Here is a 17754-nt window from a genome sequence, read left to right on the forward strand (position 1 = left end):
CCTCCCGGTCGCGGATGTGTGGGGCTATCAAAGCCCGGCCATCGGGTTATACAGGACGCAAGGCCCGGGAAAAGGGGCCAGGGCAGCGATCCCGCGGGGATCGGACGGGCAAGGAGATCGGGGATGCTCAAGGGGATTCTTCTCGGGTCGGCAAGCGCCCTGGCGCTGTCCGCTCTCTTCATCGTGTCCGTCGCATTGATCGTGCCGCCGCCCGAGCGAAGCGCCCGCCCCGCCGCGCAGCAGCAGCCGGCGGCCCCCGTGCTGCGCGACCAGGCTGAGGCGACGCCGCGCGTGCCCGAGCCCCCGGCACCGCGCGCGACCGTCGCCGAGGTCGACGAGGCCCGCACCACCCGGAGCGACACGGTAGGGCAGGGGGTCGAGCTGCCGGCGGGCAGTCAGTTCAACCGCCCGCCCGAGGATGGCGCGGCGCGCCTTCCCGGGACCGATCGCGTCGCGCGCGCGGGCACGAGCGAGGGGCTGGCCCGGGCGACGGCCCCGGCGGCCGCACCTGCCCCCCAGACGCAAAGCGCCGGGCAGCCCGCGCCTGTCGTCATCTCGGGCTTCGGCGCGGTTCCGGAGGCGGGCGACGCGCCGGCGGTGCCGGTGCCTCCGGCGGAGCGCGCGCCGCAGACCTTCGGCGCGGTGTCGGAAGAGATCGCGGAGAGCCTGGAGGACGACGTCGTCGTCGAGGCGGAGGGACCGGCCGACGCCGCTGCGGAGGAGGCCGACGAGCCGGCCACCCCCGAGGACAACGAGGTCGCGGTCGAAACCGAAATCGCCGGTGGCGGGGAGACGGCTGCCGCGTCTGTCGAGCCCGAGGCCGACGACGCGCCCGTCCCCGAGGCGGTGGCCGATGCGCCCGCCGCGCCCGAAGCTCCGGAGGGGGCCGAGACGGCCGGGGCCCCCGCGACCCTGCCGCGGGAGGGCGAGATCACCCTGGTCGAGACGCCGCTGCGCGTGCCGACCCCCGAGGTCGAGACCGAAAGCCCCGAAGCCGATGACGATGCTCCGCTCCCGCGCCGCCTGGTCCTCGACAGCGAACGTGCCGCGGAAGCGACCGACGACGGGGAGACCGAGGGCCCGCCGCGTGCGCTGGCGTCGCTCCGGGCGCTCGACCGGAACGCGGCCGAGTTCGACAACCCCGAGGGGCTGCCGCTCATGTCCGTCGTGCTGATCGACGATCCGGCCGGCGGCGTGGATCGCGAGAGCCTTGCGGCCTTCGACTTCCCCGTCACCTTCGCGCTCGACCCGACGCGCCCCGACGCCAAGGCGGCCGCCGCGGCCTACCGGGCAGCGGGGCACGAGGTCGTCGCGCTGGCCGACGGGCTGCCGCGGGGGGCCTCGGCGCAGGACATCGAAGTCGCGATGGCCGCGCTGCGCCTGTCGCTGCCGCAGGCGATCGGGATGATGGACCGGGCGAGCGCGGGCATCGCGGGCGACCGTGCCGCGCTCGATGCGCTCCTGCCGGTGCTCGACGAGGCGGGGATGGGTTTCCTCGCCTATCCGAACGGTTTGAATTCCGGCGTGACGACCGCCCGCGCCCAGGGGGTGCCGGCGGCGACGCTCTATCGCCGGCTCGACAGTGACGGCGAGCGCGCGCCACGGATCGTGCGCTACCTCGATCGCGCGACCTTCGAGGCGGCGCAGAACGGCGCGACGGTGGTGGTTGGCCGCACGACGCCCGAGACGGTCACGGCGCTCTACTCCTGGCGGCAGGGCAACCGCGCGGAGCAGATCGCCCCCGCACCCCTGTCGGCCGTGCTGCGCGCGGTGCCGACGGGCGGGTAGAGCCCCGGCTGCCTTGCGACCCGTCATCCACGGGCCCACCCCGAGGATCTCCAACCGATGGAGCGCGACATTGCCTCCGCTGGTCGGGTCAGGCCCGACCACGACGCGCGCGCGAGGGGGCGTCAGCTTCCGGGGATGTCCGGGAGTTCGATGCGGGCGACCTGCTCGGCGATGGGCTCGACCGAGAGCGGGTGGGTTTCCGACATGTGGTCCGCGGGGACACCGATGGGCTGCCAGTCGCGGCCCTTGAAGATCTCCAGTGCCTCGAACTGGGCCTTGTAGCCCATCTTGGGCGAGCCGGGCACCCAGTAGCCGAGGTAGACGAAGGGCAGCCCCGCCTCGCGGGCGATGTCGACGTGATCGAGGATCACATGGGTACCGAAGGAGGCCTGCGGCAGATCCGGGTCGTAGAAGGAATAGACGAGCGAGAGCCCGTCATCGAGCACATCCGTCAGGCAGACCGCGCGCAGGACGGGGGTGCCGCCCGTCGCCGTCGGGCCGTCGTCCCAGTATTCGATGACGCGGGTGCGCACCGGCGTCTCCTCGATCATCGCGGCGAACTCGAAGATGTCCATATCGGCCATGCCGCCGTTGGCGTGGCGCGCGTTGAGGTAGCGGCGGAAGAGCGCGTATTGATCCTCGGTCGCCCAGGGCGAGGTGATCTCGCGTCGGAGATGTTCGTTCCGCCTTGCCGTCTTGCGCTGCGAGCGGTTCGGCGCGAAGCCCGCGACGCGGATGCGGGCCGACAGGCATGCGGTGCAATCGGCGCAGCTCGGGCGGTAGAGCACGTTCTGCGACCGGCGGAACCCCTGCTTCGAGAGCTTGTCGTTGAGCGCGCCCGCCCCCGACCCCTGGAGCGCGGTGAACAGCTTCCGTTCCCGCCGCCCGTCGATGTAGGGGCAGGCCTGAGGCGCAGTCACATAGAACTGCGGCGTCAGCGGAAGGCTGTGTCGCATGGGGTGAAGGATCCTGTCTCGCTCTGGCTCGACCGTAGCCGCAAGGCCCGGCAGGTCAATGAAAAAGACCGGCCGGGCCAATGTGGTGCGAATTTCGAGACAATTCGTCTCGAAGGCGGGATGTGTCAGCCCGGTCGATTGATCGCCGCCGTTCCGAGCACGAGGTCGGTGAGGCTCTGCCGGCGGTCGGTCACGAGCATGGCCGCGATCGAGGCCAGCATCGGCAGGACGAACATCATCGAGACGTAGTAGCCGGCGACGTGGAGGGCCGATCGCGTCGTGTCGAACCGTTCGCCATCATGGTCGCGCAGCTCGATCCCGACGAGGCGCATGCCCCAGGTGGCGGAGCGGTTCGCCAGTGTCGAGATGCGGTAGAGCGCGCCGATCGCGACAAAGAAGAGCGGCCAGAGGAAGAAGCCAAGTGTAAGCGTCGCGATGCCGGCCAGGACCGTCAGAAAGGTGATGATGGCCACGTCGACGACCCAGGCGAAGGCCCGCTTCGGGAGCACGCCGTCATAGAACTGCGGCTCGGCGATCGGGTCGGGCAGGGCGGTGGCGCGGGGGGTGTCGATCCAGTGGGTCATGGCTCTCTTGTATGTGGAAGGGGAAGGGCCCCGCGCGACGGGCGCGGGGCAGGTGGGGACGATCAAGCGGCGTCCTTGTCGTCGCCGTCGGTGTCGGCCTTGGCACGCTTCTCCCGGTCCTCCATGAACTGGTCGAACTCGGCCTTGTCCTTGGCTTCGCGCAGGCGCTGCAGGAAGGTTTCGAAGGCTTCCTGCTCCTCCTCAAGGCGGCGCAGCATGTCGGCCTTGTAGTTGTCGAAGGCCATGTTGCCAGAGCTGCGGAAGCGGGCGGGGGCCATGCGGCGGGCTTTCATGGGCGTGCGGAACGTCTTGGACGACATGCGATTACTCCAGATCATATAGGCGAGGATGGCGAGGCCTGCGGGCCAGAAGAAGATGAAGCCGAGGACCATGACCGCGATCCAGGCACCCCGGCCACGGGCGTCGAGCCAGTCGGTCGTGCGGGTGAACCAGGACTGCGCGGCGGTCGATCCGGCATAGGCGGGGGCGGGGGTCATCTCGTCTCTCCTTGGGTTGATTGAATGTGAATGCTTTTCACATGAGAGGAGATGGGAAGGCCGGCCGGGGCCTGCAAGGGGGTGGGGCGAAAAAAGTTAAAACCTTTTACATCCGGGAATCTCGCAGGCGCGGATGCGGCTTTTGCGGTGCAGGATCGGTCGGCTGAATGCGATTTATTCAGGAGGGCAGAGCCATGCGCGATGGGTTGCCGAGGTGATGGAACGTCCAGGAAGGGATTGCGTCATGGGCGGATTGTAATGTTATAACATTACACTCAATCCAACAATCGAGATCCGGATCCCATGCTCGCTTCCCCTACGGCCAAATTCCCTCCGCTCGTCCTCGCCCTCCTCGTCGGCCTCTCCGCACCTGCCCTTGCCGAAAGCGGCGAGACCGATCACGGCCACGATCACTCCGACGAAGACATCTACAACGGCTACTTCGAGGACGATCAGATCGAGGCCCGGGCGCTTTCCGACTGGGCGGGCGACTGGCAATCGGTCTATCCGCTGCTGCTCGACGGGACGCTCGATCCGGTGATGGCGCAGAAGGCCGCGGACGGGGACAGGACGGCCGCGGAGTACCGCGCCTACTACGAGGTCGGCTACGCGACCGAGACCGACCGGATCGTCATCGAGGACGACACCGTGACGTTCCACACCGACGGCACGCCGGCGCAGGGCCGATACGAGGCGGACGGCTATGAGATCCTGACCTACGAGAGCGGGAGTGCGCTATGTCTTCGAGAAGGCCGAGGGCGACGCGGCGGCCCCGGCCTATATCCAGTTCAGCGACCACGCGATCGCGCCCAAGGAGGCCGGGCACTACCATCTCTACTGGGGCGACGACCGGACAGCGCTGCTCGCGGAGCTGACGAACTGGCCGACCTACTATCCGTCCGAGCTTGCCGGCGACGAGATCGCCGCCGAGATGATGGCGCATTGAGGCGGAACGTTATGTGGTTCTCAGTGCCGAATGGGCCGACCCGATGGCGCGGGTGAGCCCGCGCAGGAACCTGCGCAGCAGCCTGCGCGGCCGGCCCGGACGCGGGGACGGTATGGCCGCCTACGATCGCCTGCCGCCCGATCTGCGGGTCTGGCTGGCGCAGGCGGCGCTGCCGTGGTCGACGCGGTCGGCCCTCCGGGCCTGGCGGCGCGCCCTGCGCCGGTGCGGCGGCGACCCCGTTGCGGCCCGGGACCGGCTCGACCGGATCGAACGCGCGATGCTGCTCCGGGACAAGGCGGTCGTCGCCCCGCGACAGGACGAGAGAGCGTCGGCTCCCACCTGAATGCGAAAGGGGCCGCCGATGCGGCCTCTTTCGGTCTTTCCCCGACCCTAGTGCGAGAACTTCCGGATCTCGCCCGACTTCAGGCGCGCGCTGTAGTTGTTCAGCTCCGCGCGCACCACCTTCATCAGGAAGTAGAGGCAGAAGATGTTGACGACCGCCATCGCGAAGATCGCCGCATCCGAGAAGTCGATGACCGGTCCGAGGCTCGCCGCGGCCCCGATCACGATGAAGACGCAGAAGATCAGCTTGAAGATTAGCTCCGTCGTCTTGCCCTCGCCGAAGAGGTAGGTCCAGGCCTTCAGGCCGTAGTAGGACCAGGAGATCATCGTCGAGAAGGCGAAGAGGACCACCGCGAGCGACAGCACGTAGGGGAACCAGCCGATCGCCGAGCCGAAGGCGGCCGAGGTGAGGGCCACGCCCGAGTTGCCGTCGACCGTGGCGATGGCGTCGCCCGCCTCGTTGAGCATGTAGTTGCCCGTCGCCTGGTCGATCATCAGCTGCTGGGAGATGATGATGACGAGCGCGGTCATGGTGCAGATGACGACGGTGTCGATCAGCGGCTCCAAGAGGGAGACGAAGCCTTCGGTGATCGGCTCCTTCGTCTTGACCGCGGAGTGGGCGATGGCCGCCGAGCCGACGCCCGCCTCGTTGGAGAAGGCCGCGCGGCGGAAGCCCTGGATCAGTGCGCCCACGAAGCCGCCTGCGACGCCGAGGCCGGTGAAGGCCCCCGCGAAGATCTGGCCGAAGGCCCAGCCGATCAGGTCGTAGTTGACGACGAGGACGATGAGGGCCGCACCCACATACATCAGCCCCATGAAGGGCACGACCTTTTCGGTCACGCGGGCGATGGACTTGATGCCGCCGACGATCACCAGGAAGACGACGGCCGCAAAGATGAAGCCGGTGATGAGGCCGGGATAGTCGCCGGTGATCTGGGTGATCTGCACATGCGCCTGATTGGCCTGGAACATGTTGCCGCCCCCCAGGGCCCCGAGGATGCAGAAGACCGAGAAGAGCACGGCGAGGATCTTGCCGCCGGGCAGGCCAAGCTCGTCGAAGCCCTTGGAGATGTAGTACATCGGCCCGCCCGAAACGGTGCCGTCCTCGTACTCGTTCCGGTATTTCACGCCGAGCGTGCATTCGGTGAACTTCGACGCCATGCCCAGAAGACCCGCGAGGATCATCCAGAAGGTCGCCCCCGGCCCCCCGATGCCCACGGCCACCGCGACGCCCGCGATGTTGCCGAGGCCCACGGTGCCCGAGAGCGCCGTGGCGAGCGCCTGGAAGTGGCTGACCTCGCCCGCGTCGTTCGGATCGGAGTAGTCGCCCTTCACGAGCGCGACGGCATGGCCGAAGAAGCGGAACTGCACGGCCGAGAAATAGACGGTGAAGACCGTCGCGCCGATGACGAGCCACATCACGATCCACGGGAAGCCGGTGCCGGGGATGGGCGCGAAGATGAAGCTGACGAATGGGCCGGTAAAGGTGGCGAAGGCATCGTTGACGCGGTCGCCGATGGAGGGGGCTGCCTCCTGCGCCTGCGCCGGAAGTGTGCCCGCAAGGAGAAGCGCCGCCGCAAAGAGGGTCTGGATCGAGGTTTTCATCTGCGCACTCCTTCAGGCGACGACGGTGACGGGGACGCGGGCGGTCATCACGAGGTTCGCGGTCGAACTGCCGAAGAGCCGCGAGGTGAGGCCGCCCGCGCTGTTGCGGGCGACGATGATCTGGCTCGCCCCTTCCGCATGGGCGATGTTGTCGATCGTGTCGGCCACGTCGCCGTGGCGGACGATGGCGCGCGCCTCGAGCCCCGCGTCGCGCAGCGCGGCGACGGCGGGGTCGACCACCCGCTCGCGCGCGAGGGCGATTTCCTCCTCGCGCCGCTTGTGACGCTGGGCGTTTTCCTCGGCCGTCTGGAAGGAGAAGGGCGACCATTCGATCACGTAGACGACGATCAGCTCGCAGAGCGGGGTCTTCCCCGCGAGATCCTTCGCGAAGGCGAGCGCGCTCTCCCCCGAACTGTGGCCGTCGAGGCCGATGACCAGTTTCATGATGAGATCCCCCGTGACGGTGTGGTGGCCTTTGGGCCGCGCGCCCGGCGGCGCGTGCAAGGCGCTCGGGGGTCGGTCGGCCTTCGGGTGACGCTAGGGCATTCGGGCGCGTCCGTCTACGGGGCGTGACGCGGGGCTGCGGGAAGACGCCGCAACAAGACACCCTCAGAGAGGCGCGCAGTCGTCACCTGTGGAGAAGGCACCGACCGGACCCGATCTACAGATGTCTCCTCAATCCGGCCCGGCGAAGCCCGAGACCAACGGTCTGCTGTTCTTGTGGTGTCTCTCTGCAAGCTTCCTCGCGCGCCGACCGGTCCGTTCCGGGCGGCAGAGCGGCGACGGATCGAATTGCTCGGGGTCGGCGATCCGAGGAAGGATGGTCTCCAGCTCTTTCAGGGCGAGGGGCGACATTGCCCCTAGTCCCTGCTTTCCGAGGTAGAGGCTTTCCGCGGCGATCCCGTTCGCATCGACGATATGATGGGCGTCCAGCAGAATGTGATAGTAACCGATCGCGCGGCACGATTGATCCACCCGGATGCCACAGTGACCGACGAGGTCCTTTGCAGGCACGAGCACTTCGTCCTCGCCGAACATGCGTCGCGCGATCCGACCCCTGACGAGCAGTCGATGTTGGCGCGACAGGCGCAGAGGGTTCGGACCGGGACAAACGATTGGACGGAGGTTCCGGTTCGCGATCAATTCAGTCGTGCCGATCCGGCGCGAACCGATCCATCGTATCGGCTTCAAGCCCGCGTCCAGCGTCCGGACCCGATCGCCGACGGCAGGTCTTCGACCGGGACCGAGCCTTTCGACGTCGCAATCATCATCCCGTTGCCGAAACAGACCACGGAGCTGTTCGTCGTCAGGGGGCCATCGACCCGATTTCCGAAGACGTCGAATTGGATCGAGGTGTTGAGCGGCGATCCGGGGATGTTTTCGGACGTCTCACCGGCCGCAGGACCCTCGGTCGCCAGGATGTTCGAAGCCCCGCCGCCGATATCGTAGAAATTGATGACCCCGCCACCTGTGCCGGTGTCCACGAGCGCCACCGCTTCCGCCTCGGTCGCGGCATTGGGCGCGGTGACAAGTGCAGGCACGACGTAGGTCGCGTAGCCCGTATCCGGATCGACGACAGGCGTAACCGAAGAGAGTGACACCGATTGTTCGACCGTTCCGTCGATGTCGTAGGTCGCGACCTGGAATTCACCCGCCCGGGAAATCTCATCGGGCGCGAGTGTGATCTCGACGAACTCCGAAACGCCGGAGTTGGCTGCGTAGGTATTCTAGTAGTGAATTTCAGATATGAAGGCCATCGTGGTTACTCCATGAGCGAGCACGAGGAACGGGGCAGTCTGGCACTCAGGGTGGCGAGTGCCACCTCGGGATGTCAAGTGCCGCTGTCTGGCGGCGGCCGCCTTCGGCAATCATTCGACGGCGCAGGGCAACCACCGTGTAACGCAAAAAGGCGCGCCGGAGCGCGCCCTTTCGATCTCTCGGCGCGGGCCTCAGCCGACCGTGGCACCGTCGCTGCGCTTCACCGTCACGATCGACGAGCGGGGCAGGGCACCTTCGCCGTCGGGGAAGGGGGCGTCGGGGTGCTGGATGCCGACGAACATCGTCGCCAGGTCGTCGGACCACGTGAGGCCCGTCACCTCCGAGCCGACGGGTCCCGTGAGGAAGCGGCGGATCTCGCCGCTCTCGGGGTCTCCGGCGAGCATCTGGTTGTTGCCCATCCCGGTGAACGGCCCCTCGTTCGAATCGTCCCCGTCGGTCTGGATCCAGAGCGTGCCGGTGGTGTCGAACTGCATCCCGTCGGGCGAGTTGAAGAGGTTGCCCTCGGTCACGTTGTCGGAGCCGGCATAGTCGCCCTGACCGACGATCGGATTGCCCGCCATCACGTAGAGATCCCAGGCGAAGCCCGTCGCCGCGTGGTCGCCGCCGTCGGGCATCCAGCGGGCGATCTGTCCGTAGTTGTTCTCGGCGCGCGGGTTCGGGCCGTTCACAGGGGTCGGGTCGCCGCCGGCGTTGGGTTTAACGCCGCGGTTCTTGTTGTTCGTCAGCGCGACATAGCCCTGGGGCGAGACCGGGTTGACGGCCACCCATTCGGGCCGGTCCATCGTCGTCGCTTCGACCGCGGAGGCGGCCATGCGGGTGTGGATCAGGATTTCGCCCGCATCCATTCCGGTCGTCTCGGGCGTCAGCGCGAGCCACTCGCCGGTCATGTCGTCATGGAATTTCGCGACGTAGAGCGTGCCGTCGTCGAGCAGCCCTTCGGTCGAGCCGCCCTCGGTGTAGGTGCCGTTCGAGACATACTTGTAGAGGTATTCCCCCCGCTCGTCGTCGCCGAGATAGACCACGACCTGACCCGAGGCGGCGACCACCGCGGCGGCGTTCTCGTGCTTGAAGCGGCCGAGGGCCGTGCGCTTGACCGGCGTGCTGTCGGGATCGGCGGGGTCGATCTCGACGATCCAGCCGAAGCGGTGCGGCTCGTTCGGCTCCTTCGTGACGTCGAAGCGGTCCTGGTGCAGCTCGTAGCCATAGCGGCCCTCTGCCTTCACGCCGTAGCGCTGGAAGCCGGGCGTCTCGACCGACGCCGGGTCCGAGGCTCCGAAGTATCCGTTGAAGTTTTCTTCGCAGGTCAGATACGTGCCCCAGGGCGTCTTGCCCGAGCCGCAGTTGTTGAGCGTGCCGAGCGCGGTGCGCCCCTCGGGGTCGGCCGTCGTCTTGAGCAGGTCATGCCCGGCGGCCGGGCCCGCGATGGTCATCGGCGTGTTGTGATGGATGCGGCGGTTCATCGGGCTGTCGACGACGATCGACCAGCCGTCGGCACCCTCGGCCACCTCCATGACGGTCACGCCCTGCAGGTTCTGCAGGATCTGGACGTCCTCGGCGGTGAAGGCCGCGTCGCCCTTTTGCGGCAGATTGGTGTCGACGTTGACGTATTCGTGGTTCACCGCGATCAGCTGCTTGCCGTCGACGACGAAAGCCTCCATGCCGTCCGTGTTTTCCCCGAAGACCTTGTCGGAGGACCCGAGGGTGACACCCGTGGCGGGGTTGAAGGGCTCCGCATCCGAGAAGAGCGGATCGCCCCAGCGTGCCACGACGTCCCATTCATAGCCGTCGGGCACGTGGATGGTGGCGTCGGTCTGGATGGCGATGCCCTCGAAGGGGAAGGTGGCCGCGGCCTGCGCGCGGGCCGAGGTGCCGGTCAGGAGGCCGGAGCCCATGACGGCCGCGCCCGAGCCCACGGCCAGCACGCCGCGCAGGAAGCCTCGCCGCGTCAGCGCGGCCTCGACCACGCGGTCGAAATCGTTGGTTTCGGGGCGGGGAAAGTGGTGCTCGTCCCAATCGTCGGCGCTGAGGTGGCTGAGGTCGTTCATGGCTCTCTCCGTAGCTGTGGCAGACGTCCGGCCGTGGCCGGTTCGCGTGCGGCCGCGGCTAGACCCCCAGTATGACACTCGGGCAACGGAAGTATGACAGTTTGGCAGACGTGCCGGCGCGGCCGTCAGTAGCCGCGCCAGATCCAGCCGCCGCCGAGGACGCGGGGGCTGTCGAGATCGTAGAAGACGCAGGCCTGACCGGGGCTCACACCCTCTTCTGGCGTCAGAAGCTCGACCTCGGCCAGCCCGTCGGCCTTGGGCCGCAGGATCGCCTCACGCGGGGGGCGGGTGGAGCGGACCTTGACGCCGACATGCCATTCCGGCCGCGAGGCGAGCGGTGCATCGCCCAGCCAGTTGATCTCGCGCAGCGGCACGAGGCGGGTGGCGAGCGCCGATTTCGGCCCGACGACGACCTGCCGTGCCCCGGGGTCGAGCTTCACCACGTAGAGCGGCTCCGAGAGCCCGCCGATGCCGAGGCCCCGGCGCTGCCCGATGGTGTAGTGGATGACGCCCTCGTGGCGCGCCAATACGCGTCCCTCCATATCGACGATCTCGCCCGGTTCGCCCGCGCCGGGCCGCAGCTTCTCGATGACCGCGGCATAGTCGCCGTTCGGCACGAAACAGATGTCCTGGCTGTCGGGTTTGTCGGCCACCGGCAGGCCGTATCTGGCCGCGAGCGCCCGCGTCGCCGCCTTGTCCGGCAGGTGGCCAAGAGGAAAACGCAGAAAATCCAACTGATCCTGGGTGGTGGAGAAGAGGAAGTACGATTGATCGCGCACCGGGTCGGCGGCGCGGTGCAACTCGGCCTTCGCCGGGCCCATCCGGCGCTGGATGTAGTGGCCCGTGGCCATGCAGTCGGCGTCGAGGTCCTTCGCCGTCTCCAGCAGGTCGCGGAACTTCACCCGCTCGTTGCAGCGGATGCAGGGGACCGGGGTCGCGCCGCCGAGGTAGGCATCGGCGAATTCGTCGATCACCGATTCGCGGAACATGTTCTCGTAGTCGAGCACGTAATGCGGAAACCCCATGGTTTCCGCGACCCTGCGGGCATCGTGGATGTCGCGCCCCGCGCAGCAGGCGCCCTTCTTGGCGAGCGCGGCACCATGGTCATAGAGCTGCAGCGTGACGCCGACTACGTCGTAGCCCTCCTCGGCCAGTTGCGCCGCAACGACCGAGCTGTCGACGCCGCCGGACATCGCCACGACGACGCGGGTGTCGGCGGGAGCCTTGGGCAGGCCGAGCGAGTTGAGCTTGGGCTGGTCGAGGGGCATCGCGGCTCTCCTTGCGGGCCGGCAGGGGGCATCGGAACCCGCCACATATAGGAAAATGCGATCTATTCACAAGCGGCGGCTTCACCCTCGATTAACGCCCTGCGCGCAGGAAGGCCGGGCGAGAGGAAAGGAGTTCGCCATGTATCTGCGAAAGGGCGCGGGGCCGCGTGTCGTGACCCTGCCGGACGGGACACAGATGTCGCGCGCCGATCTGCCTCCGGCGGGCACGACCCGCTGGGTCGCGCGCCGCAAGGAGGCGGTGGTGCGCGGCGTGCAGGCCGGATTGATCGACCGGGGCGAGGCGATCGACCGCTACGACCTGTCGGAGGAGGAGCTCGAGGGCTGGGAACAGGCCATGACCGCCCATGGGACGAATGGTCTCAAGACCACGCTGCTGCAAAAATACAGACAATCCTAAGCTGTTTGGATATGCTCCTCTCCGAATGGTAACGATAAGTTAACCAATTGGGCGACAGGATGAGGTCATCCCGCAGCGTCCTGGAGATAGAGATGCGTATCCTGCTCGTCGAAGACGACCCCACGACCTCCAAGAGCATCGAAATGATGCTCGGCAGCGCGAACCTCAACGTCTATTCCACCGATATGGGCGAAGAAGGCATAGATCTGGCGAAACTCTACGACTACGACCTCATCCTGCTCGACCTCAACCTGCCCGACATCAACGGCCATGACGTGCTCAAGCAGCTCCGCCTCAGCCGGATCGAAACGCCGATCCTGATCCTGTCGGGTTCCGACGACACCGAGAACAAGATCAAGGGCTTCGGCGTCGGTGCGGACGACTACATGACGAAGCCCTTCCACCGCGACGAGCTGATCGCCCGCATCCATGCGATCGTGCGCCGCTCCAAGGGGCATTCGCAGTCGGTGATCCGGACGGGCCGCGTGTCGGTCAACCTCGACGCCAAGTCGGTGGAGGTCGACGGCCGCACCGTGCATCTGACGGGCAAGGAGTACCAGATGCTGGAGCTTCTGAGCCTGCGCAAGGGCACGACGCTGACGAAGGAGATGTTCCTCAACCATCTCTATGGCGGCATGGACGAGCCGGAGCTGAAGATCATCGACGTCTTCATCTGCAAGCTGCGCAAGAAGCTTTCGGAGGCGACGGGGGGCGATACCCATATCGAAACGGTCTGGGGCCGTGGCTATGTCCTGCGTGACCCAGAGGCGAGCGCGCCTCAGCGGCTCATGCACGCCTGACGCGCGCAAGGCCGTCCCCCGAGAGGCGGCTCAACCTGCCACGGGAGAGACGCCACCGGATCGCGAAAACCGGTGGAAAGGGACCGGGGCCGGCCCTATCACAGGCGCAGTGATGCACGAAGGACGCGCCCGTGGCCCCTGAAACGGACCCCACCGAGAAAGATATCGGCGATCTGACCGAGGCAGAGGCCCGCACGGAGCTCGACCGTCTCGCCGCCGCGCTCGGCCGCGCGAACCAAGCCTACCACGCCGAAGACGCGCCCGAGATCGACGACGCGACCTACGATGCGCTCAAGCGCCGGAACGCGGCGATCGAGGCTCGCTTCCCCGACCTCAAGCTCGCCGACAGCCCCAGCGACCAGGTCGGGGCCGCCCCGGCGGAGGGCTTCGGCAAGATCCGGCACGCCGAACGCATGCTCTCGCTCGGCAACGCCTTCGACGCTGCGGACGTGGCCGAGTTCGATGCCCGCATCCGCCGTTACCTCGACCTTCCGTCCGATGCGCCGCTCGCCTACACGGCGGAGCCCAAGATCGACGGGCTGAGCCTGTCGCTGCGCTACGAGGACGGCGCGCTCGTCCATGCGGCGACGCGCGGCGACGGGACGGTGGGCGAGGACGTGACGGCGAACGCCCGCACGATCGACGACATCCCCGTGACGCTCGCGGACGCGCCCCGCATTCTGGAAGTGCGCGGTGAGGTCTATATGTCCCACGCCGATTTCGCGGCCCTGAACGAACGGCAGGCGGAGAGCGGCGGCAAGGTCTTCGCCAACCCGCGCAACGCCGCCGCCGGAAGCCTGCGCCAGCTCGACCCCGAGATCACCCGCGCCCGGCCGCTGCGCTTCTTTGCCTATGCTTGGGGCGCATTGTCGGAGCCGCTGGCCGAGACACAATGGAGGGCGCTCGCGCGGCTCGAAGCGCTCGGCTTCGCCACCAACGGCGAGACGCGGTGTTGCGAGACTGTCGCGGCCCTGCTGGAGCGCTACGAGGCGGTCGGCCGGGCGCGCGCGGGCCTCGGCTACGACATCGACGGTGTCGTCTACAAGGTCGACGACCTGACGTTCCAATCCCGTCTCGGGATGCGCTCGACCACGCCGAGATGGGCGGTCGCGCACAAGTTTCCGGCCGAGACCGCCTGGACCCGCCTCCTGGGCATCGACATCCAGGTCGGGCGCACCGGTGCGCTTTCGCCCGTGGCGCGGCTGGAGCCGGTGACGGTCGGGGGCGTCGTCGTCTCGAACGCGACGCTCCACAACGAGGACTATATCGCCGGCGTCGACAACGCCGGCCAGCCGATCCGCGGCAGCGACCTGCGCGCGGGCGACCGGGTCGAGATCTACCGCGCGGGCGACGTCATCCCGAAGGTGCGGGACGTGGACCCGAAGGCACGGCCCGACGACGCGGTGCCCTACGAAATGCCCGACCGCTGCCCCGAGTGTGACAGCCCCGCCGTGCGCGAGCCGGGCGAGAGCGTGCGGCGCTGCACCGGCGGCCTGATCTGTCCGGCGCAACGGGTCGCGCGGCTCAAGCATTTCGTGGCCCGCGGCGCGATGGACATCGAGGGGCTCGGCGACAAGGAGGTCGAGCGCTTCCACACGCTCGGCTGGGTCAAGGAGCCGGCCGACATCTACACGCTCGAGGCCCGTCATGGCAGCGGTCTGAAAACGGTGGCGAACCTCGAGGGCTGGGGCGAGACCTCGGCCGGCAACCTGTTCTCCGGCATCGCCGCATCCCGTGGGCAGGAGCTGGGCCGCGTGCTCTTCGGGCTCGGCATCCGTCATCTGGGCGAGGTCGCGGGCCGCGATCTGGCCCGGCATTTCGGAAGCTGGGAGGCGCTCGTTCAGACGGTCGACGCGGCGCTGCCCGCGGCCGAGGCCCACCGTGCGGCCGAGGCGGCGGTCGTCACAGAACGCGCCGCCGCTGCCGCGGAGGACCGCCGTGCGCGTCTGGCTGATGTGCGCACGCCGATCTGGGCCGAAGTGCCCGAGGCCGCGCGCGCCGCCTGGGAGGAGTTGACCGGCATCGACGGCATCGGCGCGACGCTGGCGCTCGCCCTCTGCGACGCGATGGGGGCCGAGGGCGAGCGTCGAGCGATCGACGCGCTCCTCTCGGAGCTTTCGCCCGAGACGCCGGCGGCCGTGGCCGAGGCAAGCCCGGTTGCCGGCAAGACGGTCGTCTTCACCGGCACGCTTGAGCGGATGACCCGGGCGGAGGCCAAGGCACGGGCCGAGGCGCTCGGCGCGAAGGTCTCGGGGTCGGTTTCGAAGAAGACGGACATCCTGATCGCCGGGCCGGGGGCCGGCTCGAAGGCGACGAAGGCGGCGGAACTTGGCGTCGAGACGATGGACGAGGACGCCTGGCTCGCGCTGATCGGCGCGCCGTGAGCGGGCGTCCCGAAGTCCTCTACCCGCTCTTCGCCAGCCTCGAGACGCTGCCGGGGGTCGGGCCGAAGATGGCCAAACTGATGGCAAACCTGACGGTCGCCACGCCGAAGGACCTGATCTTCACGCTGCCGACGGGCGGGGTGGACCGGACGCCCGTGGCCTCGGTGCGCGACGCGGAGCTTCCGGGCGTCGTGACCGTGCCGGTCACCGTGGGCCGTCACATCCCGCCGGCTGCGCGGGGGCGGCCCTATCGCGTCGAGGTCGAGGACGCGAAGACCTCGTTTCAGGTGGTCTATTTTCGGGGCGCGGCCGAGTTGCACGCGCGGACGCTGCCCACCGGCGAACGTCGAGTGCTCTCGGGCAAGGCGGAGCTCTACGACGGGATCGCACAGATGGCACACCCCGATCACGTGCTGGTCGAGGGCGAGCGCCTGCCGGCCTTCGAGCCGATCTATCCTCTCACGGCCGGGTTGACCGGCAAGGTGATGCGCCGCGCGGTGGAGGGGGCGCTTGCGCGGGTGCCGCCCGTCGCGGAGTGGATCGACCCAGCGCTTCTGCGCGAGCGGGGCTGGCCCGCGTTTGCCGATGCCCTGCGGCAGGCGCATCAGCCCGAGGTGCCGGGCGACCTTGCGCCGGGTACGGTCGCGCGGCAGCGGCTGGCCTATGACGAGCTGCTGGCCCATCAGGTGACGCTGGCGCTGGCGCGGGCCACCGAGCGCAAGCGCGCGGGCGTCGTGACCGAGGGCGACGGACGGTTGCGCCGCCGCGTGCTCGACGCGTTGCCCTATCGTCCGACGGACGCGCAGCATCGCGCGGTCGAGGAGATTGCCGCGGACATGGTCCGTCCGCACCGGATGAACCGGCTCCTGCAGGGCGACGTCGGTGCGGGAAAGACGCTGGTGGCGCTCATGGCGCTGCTGACGGCGGTGGAGGCGGGGGGGCAGGGCGTGCTGATGGCCCCGACCGAGATCCTCGCGCGGCAGCACGCGAGCGGCCTGAAACCGCTGGCCGAGGCGGCGGGCGTCGTGATCGAGCTGCTGACGGGGCGCGACAAGGGGCGGGAGCGCGCGGCCAAGCTCGCGGCTCTGGCGGCGGGCGACATCCAGATCCTGATCGGGACCCATGCGGTGTTTCAGCGCGACGTGACCTTCGCCGACTTGCGTCTCGCCGTCGTGGACGAGCAGCATCGGTTCGGCGTGCGCCAACGGATGCTTCTGGGCGGGAAGGCGGCGACGACCGACGTTCTGGTGATGACGGCGACGCCCATCCCGCGCTCGTTGGCGCTGACGCAATACGGCGACATGGACCTGAGCATCCTCGACGAGAAGCCGCCGGGGCGCACGCCGGTCACGACGGCGACGGTGCCGGTGTCGCGCATGGACGACGTGGTCGCGAAGCTGCGCACGGCCGTGGGAGAGGGGCGTCAGGCCTACTGGGTCTGCCCGCTCGTGGAGGAATCGGAGGTCGTCGACACGACCTCCGCGGAGGAGCGCTTCCGCAGCCTGCGCGCCGCGCTCGGCGAGGGCGTCGTCGGCCTCGTCCACGGTCAGATGCCGCCCGCCGAGAAGGACGCCGCCATGGCCGATTTCGTCGCAGGGCGCACGCGCATCCTCGTGGCGACCACGGTGATCGAGGTCGGCGTCGACGTGCCCAATGCCTCGATCATGGTGATCGAGCGGGCCGAGACCTTCGGCCTCGCGCAGCTCCACCAGCTGCGCGGCCGGGTCGGGCGCGGGGCGGCGGCCTCGACCTGCCTGCTGATATACAAGGCCCCGATGTCGGAAACGGCCGAGGCCCGGCTGCGCATCCTGCGCGAGAGCGAGGATGGCTTTCGCATCGCCGAGGAGGACCTGGCCCTGCGCGGTGCGGGCGATGTGATCGGCACGGCGCAATCGGGCCTGCCCCGGTTCCGCGTGGCCGACCTCGAGCGGCAGACTGGCCTCATGGAGCTGGCGAGCCGAGACGCGCGCGCGCTGGTGCAGGCCGACCCCGCGCTCGATAGCCCGCGCGGCCAGGCCGTGCGCCTTCTGCTCTGGATGACGGAGCAGGACCGCGCGCTGCGGCTTCTGTCCGTTGGATAGGAACAAACGCAGTTTGTTCTCAAATGTTCTTAAAAAGTTCTTTACTTCGCGTTCACCATATGAGAACAAAGGTGCAACAAGAGCAGTAAGGAGGCTGAACAATGGCCCAGAAGATCAAGCAGACACTGACCCGGATCGAGAACGCGCCGCTGACCGACATTCTCGGCGGTATCTGGCTGGTGACGCTCATGCTGAGCCTGCTTCACCTCCCGGCCCTTGTCGCCTGACGCCCGTTTTTTACGAGTTTCCCGCCTACATTCC

The 17754-nt window shown here is 68.3% G+C and carries 16 protein-coding genes and 1 pseudogene; 8 read left to right on the forward strand and 9 right to left on the reverse strand.

Annotated features, from left to right (window positions below):
• Positions 1-123: 123 nt before the first annotated feature.
• On the forward strand, positions 124-1788 hold the full coding sequence (locus HSX43_RS08395; RefSeq protein WP_179379653.1) for a divergent polysaccharide deacetylase family protein: 1665 nt from the start codon (positions 124-126) through the stop codon (positions 1786-1788).
• A gap of 122 nt (positions 1789-1910) precedes the next feature.
• Here HSX43_RS08395 and HSX43_RS08400 read toward each other — a convergent pair whose 3' ends face one another.
• The 3 genes from HSX43_RS08400 to HSX43_RS08410 form a co-directional block, all read right to left on the reverse strand.
• Positions 1911-2744 (reverse strand): arginyltransferase, encoded by an 834-nt coding sequence (locus tag HSX43_RS08400; RefSeq protein ID WP_179379654.1) that lies wholly within the window; start codon positions 2742-2744, stop codon positions 1911-1913.
• Positions 2745-2869: 125 nt separating this feature from the next.
• Entirely contained in the window at positions 2870-3328 is a 459-nt protein-coding gene (locus HSX43_RS08405) for an RDD family protein (RefSeq protein WP_179379655.1), read from the reverse strand.
• 62 nt (positions 3329-3390) lie between these two features.
• Positions 3391-3825, reverse strand: coding sequence for a DUF2852 domain-containing protein (locus HSX43_RS08410; RefSeq protein ID WP_179379656.1), 435 nt, complete (start codon positions 3823-3825; stop codon positions 3391-3393).
• Between the two features lie 303 nt (positions 3826-4128).
• Between HSX43_RS08410 and HSX43_RS08415 the strand changes: the two are divergent.
• Both HSX43_RS08415 and HSX43_RS08420 read left to right on the forward strand, forming a co-directional pair.
• Positions 4129-4771 (forward strand): annotated as a pseudogene (locus HSX43_RS08415) (ZinT family metal-binding protein).
• A gap of 13 nt (positions 4772-4784) precedes the next feature.
• A complete protein-coding gene (locus HSX43_RS08420; RefSeq protein ID WP_328795208.1) occupies positions 4785-5114 on the forward strand; it encodes a DUF6525 family protein in 330 nt (109 codons plus the stop codon).
• Positions 5115-5161: 47 nt separating this feature from the next.
• Here HSX43_RS08420 and HSX43_RS08425 read toward each other — a convergent pair whose 3' ends face one another.
• From HSX43_RS08425 to mnmA, 6 genes are all read right to left on the reverse strand, one after another.
• The gene (locus HSX43_RS08425; RefSeq protein WP_179379657.1) at positions 5162-6718 is read right to left on the reverse strand and encodes an alanine/glycine:cation symporter family protein; all 1557 of its coding nucleotides are present in this window, start codon (positions 6716-6718) and stop codon (positions 5162-5164) included.
• Between the two features lie 12 nt (positions 6719-6730).
• Entirely contained in the window at positions 6731-7162 is a 432-nt protein-coding gene (locus HSX43_RS08430; protein ID WP_179379658.1) for a universal stress protein, read from the reverse strand.
• Between the two features lie 231 nt (positions 7163-7393).
• Positions 7394-7909: a Hint domain-containing protein gene (locus tag HSX43_RS08435; protein ID WP_179379659.1), complete on the reverse strand. Its 516-nt coding sequence runs from the start codon at positions 7907-7909 to the stop codon at positions 7394-7396.
• Positions 7906-8319: a hypothetical protein gene (locus tag HSX43_RS08440; RefSeq protein ID WP_179379660.1), complete on the reverse strand. Its 414-nt coding sequence runs from the start codon at positions 8317-8319 to the stop codon at positions 7906-7908. Before HSX43_RS08440 ends, HSX43_RS08435 begins: the two co-directional genes overlap by 4 nt.
• A gap of 348 nt (positions 8320-8667) precedes the next feature.
• The gene (locus HSX43_RS08445; protein WP_179379661.1) at positions 8668-10542 is read right to left on the reverse strand and encodes a PhoX family protein; all 1875 of its coding nucleotides are present in this window, start codon (positions 10540-10542) and stop codon (positions 8668-8670) included.
• Positions 10543-10667: 125 nt separating this feature from the next.
• Positions 10668-11810, reverse strand: a complete 1143-nt coding sequence (gene mnmA / locus HSX43_RS08450) for a tRNA 2-thiouridine(34) synthase MnmA (protein WP_179379662.1) — start codon at positions 11808-11810, stop codon at positions 10668-10670.
• Positions 11811-11949: 139 nt separating this feature from the next.
• Between mnmA and sciP the strand changes: the two genes are divergently transcribed.
• From sciP to HSX43_RS19805, 5 genes are all read left to right on the forward strand, one after another.
• Positions 11950-12228, forward strand: coding sequence for a CtrA inhibitor SciP (sciP, locus tag HSX43_RS08455; RefSeq protein ID WP_179379663.1), 279 nt, complete (start codon positions 11950-11952; stop codon positions 12226-12228).
• 92 nt (positions 12229-12320) lie between these two features.
• Positions 12321-13028 (forward strand): response regulator transcription factor CtrA, encoded by a 708-nt coding sequence (ctrA, locus tag HSX43_RS08460; protein ID WP_179379664.1) that lies wholly within the window; start codon positions 12321-12323, stop codon positions 13026-13028.
• A gap of 173 nt (positions 13029-13201) precedes the next feature.
• On the forward strand, positions 13202-15412 hold the full coding sequence (gene ligA / locus HSX43_RS08465; RefSeq protein WP_179379736.1) for an NAD-dependent DNA ligase LigA: 2211 nt from the start codon (positions 13202-13204) through the stop codon (positions 15410-15412).
• On the forward strand, positions 15409-17493 hold the full coding sequence (gene recG, locus HSX43_RS08470; protein ID WP_179379665.1) for an ATP-dependent DNA helicase RecG: 2085 nt from the start codon (positions 15409-15411) through the stop codon (positions 17491-17493). Before ligA ends, recG begins: the two co-directional genes overlap by 4 nt.
• A gap of 101 nt (positions 17494-17594) precedes the next feature.
• Positions 17595-17720 carry a hypothetical protein gene (locus HSX43_RS19805; RefSeq protein ID WP_268884041.1) on the forward strand — a complete coding sequence of 42 codons (126 nt, stop codon included), beginning with the start codon at positions 17595-17597 and terminating at the stop codon, positions 17718-17720.
• Positions 17721-17754: the final 34 nt, after the last annotated feature.

It is taken from the genome of Jannaschia marina (genome assembly GCF_013404595.1).
GTDB classification, from domain to species: domain Bacteria; phylum Pseudomonadota; class Alphaproteobacteria; order Rhodobacterales; family Rhodobacteraceae; genus Jannaschia; species Jannaschia marina.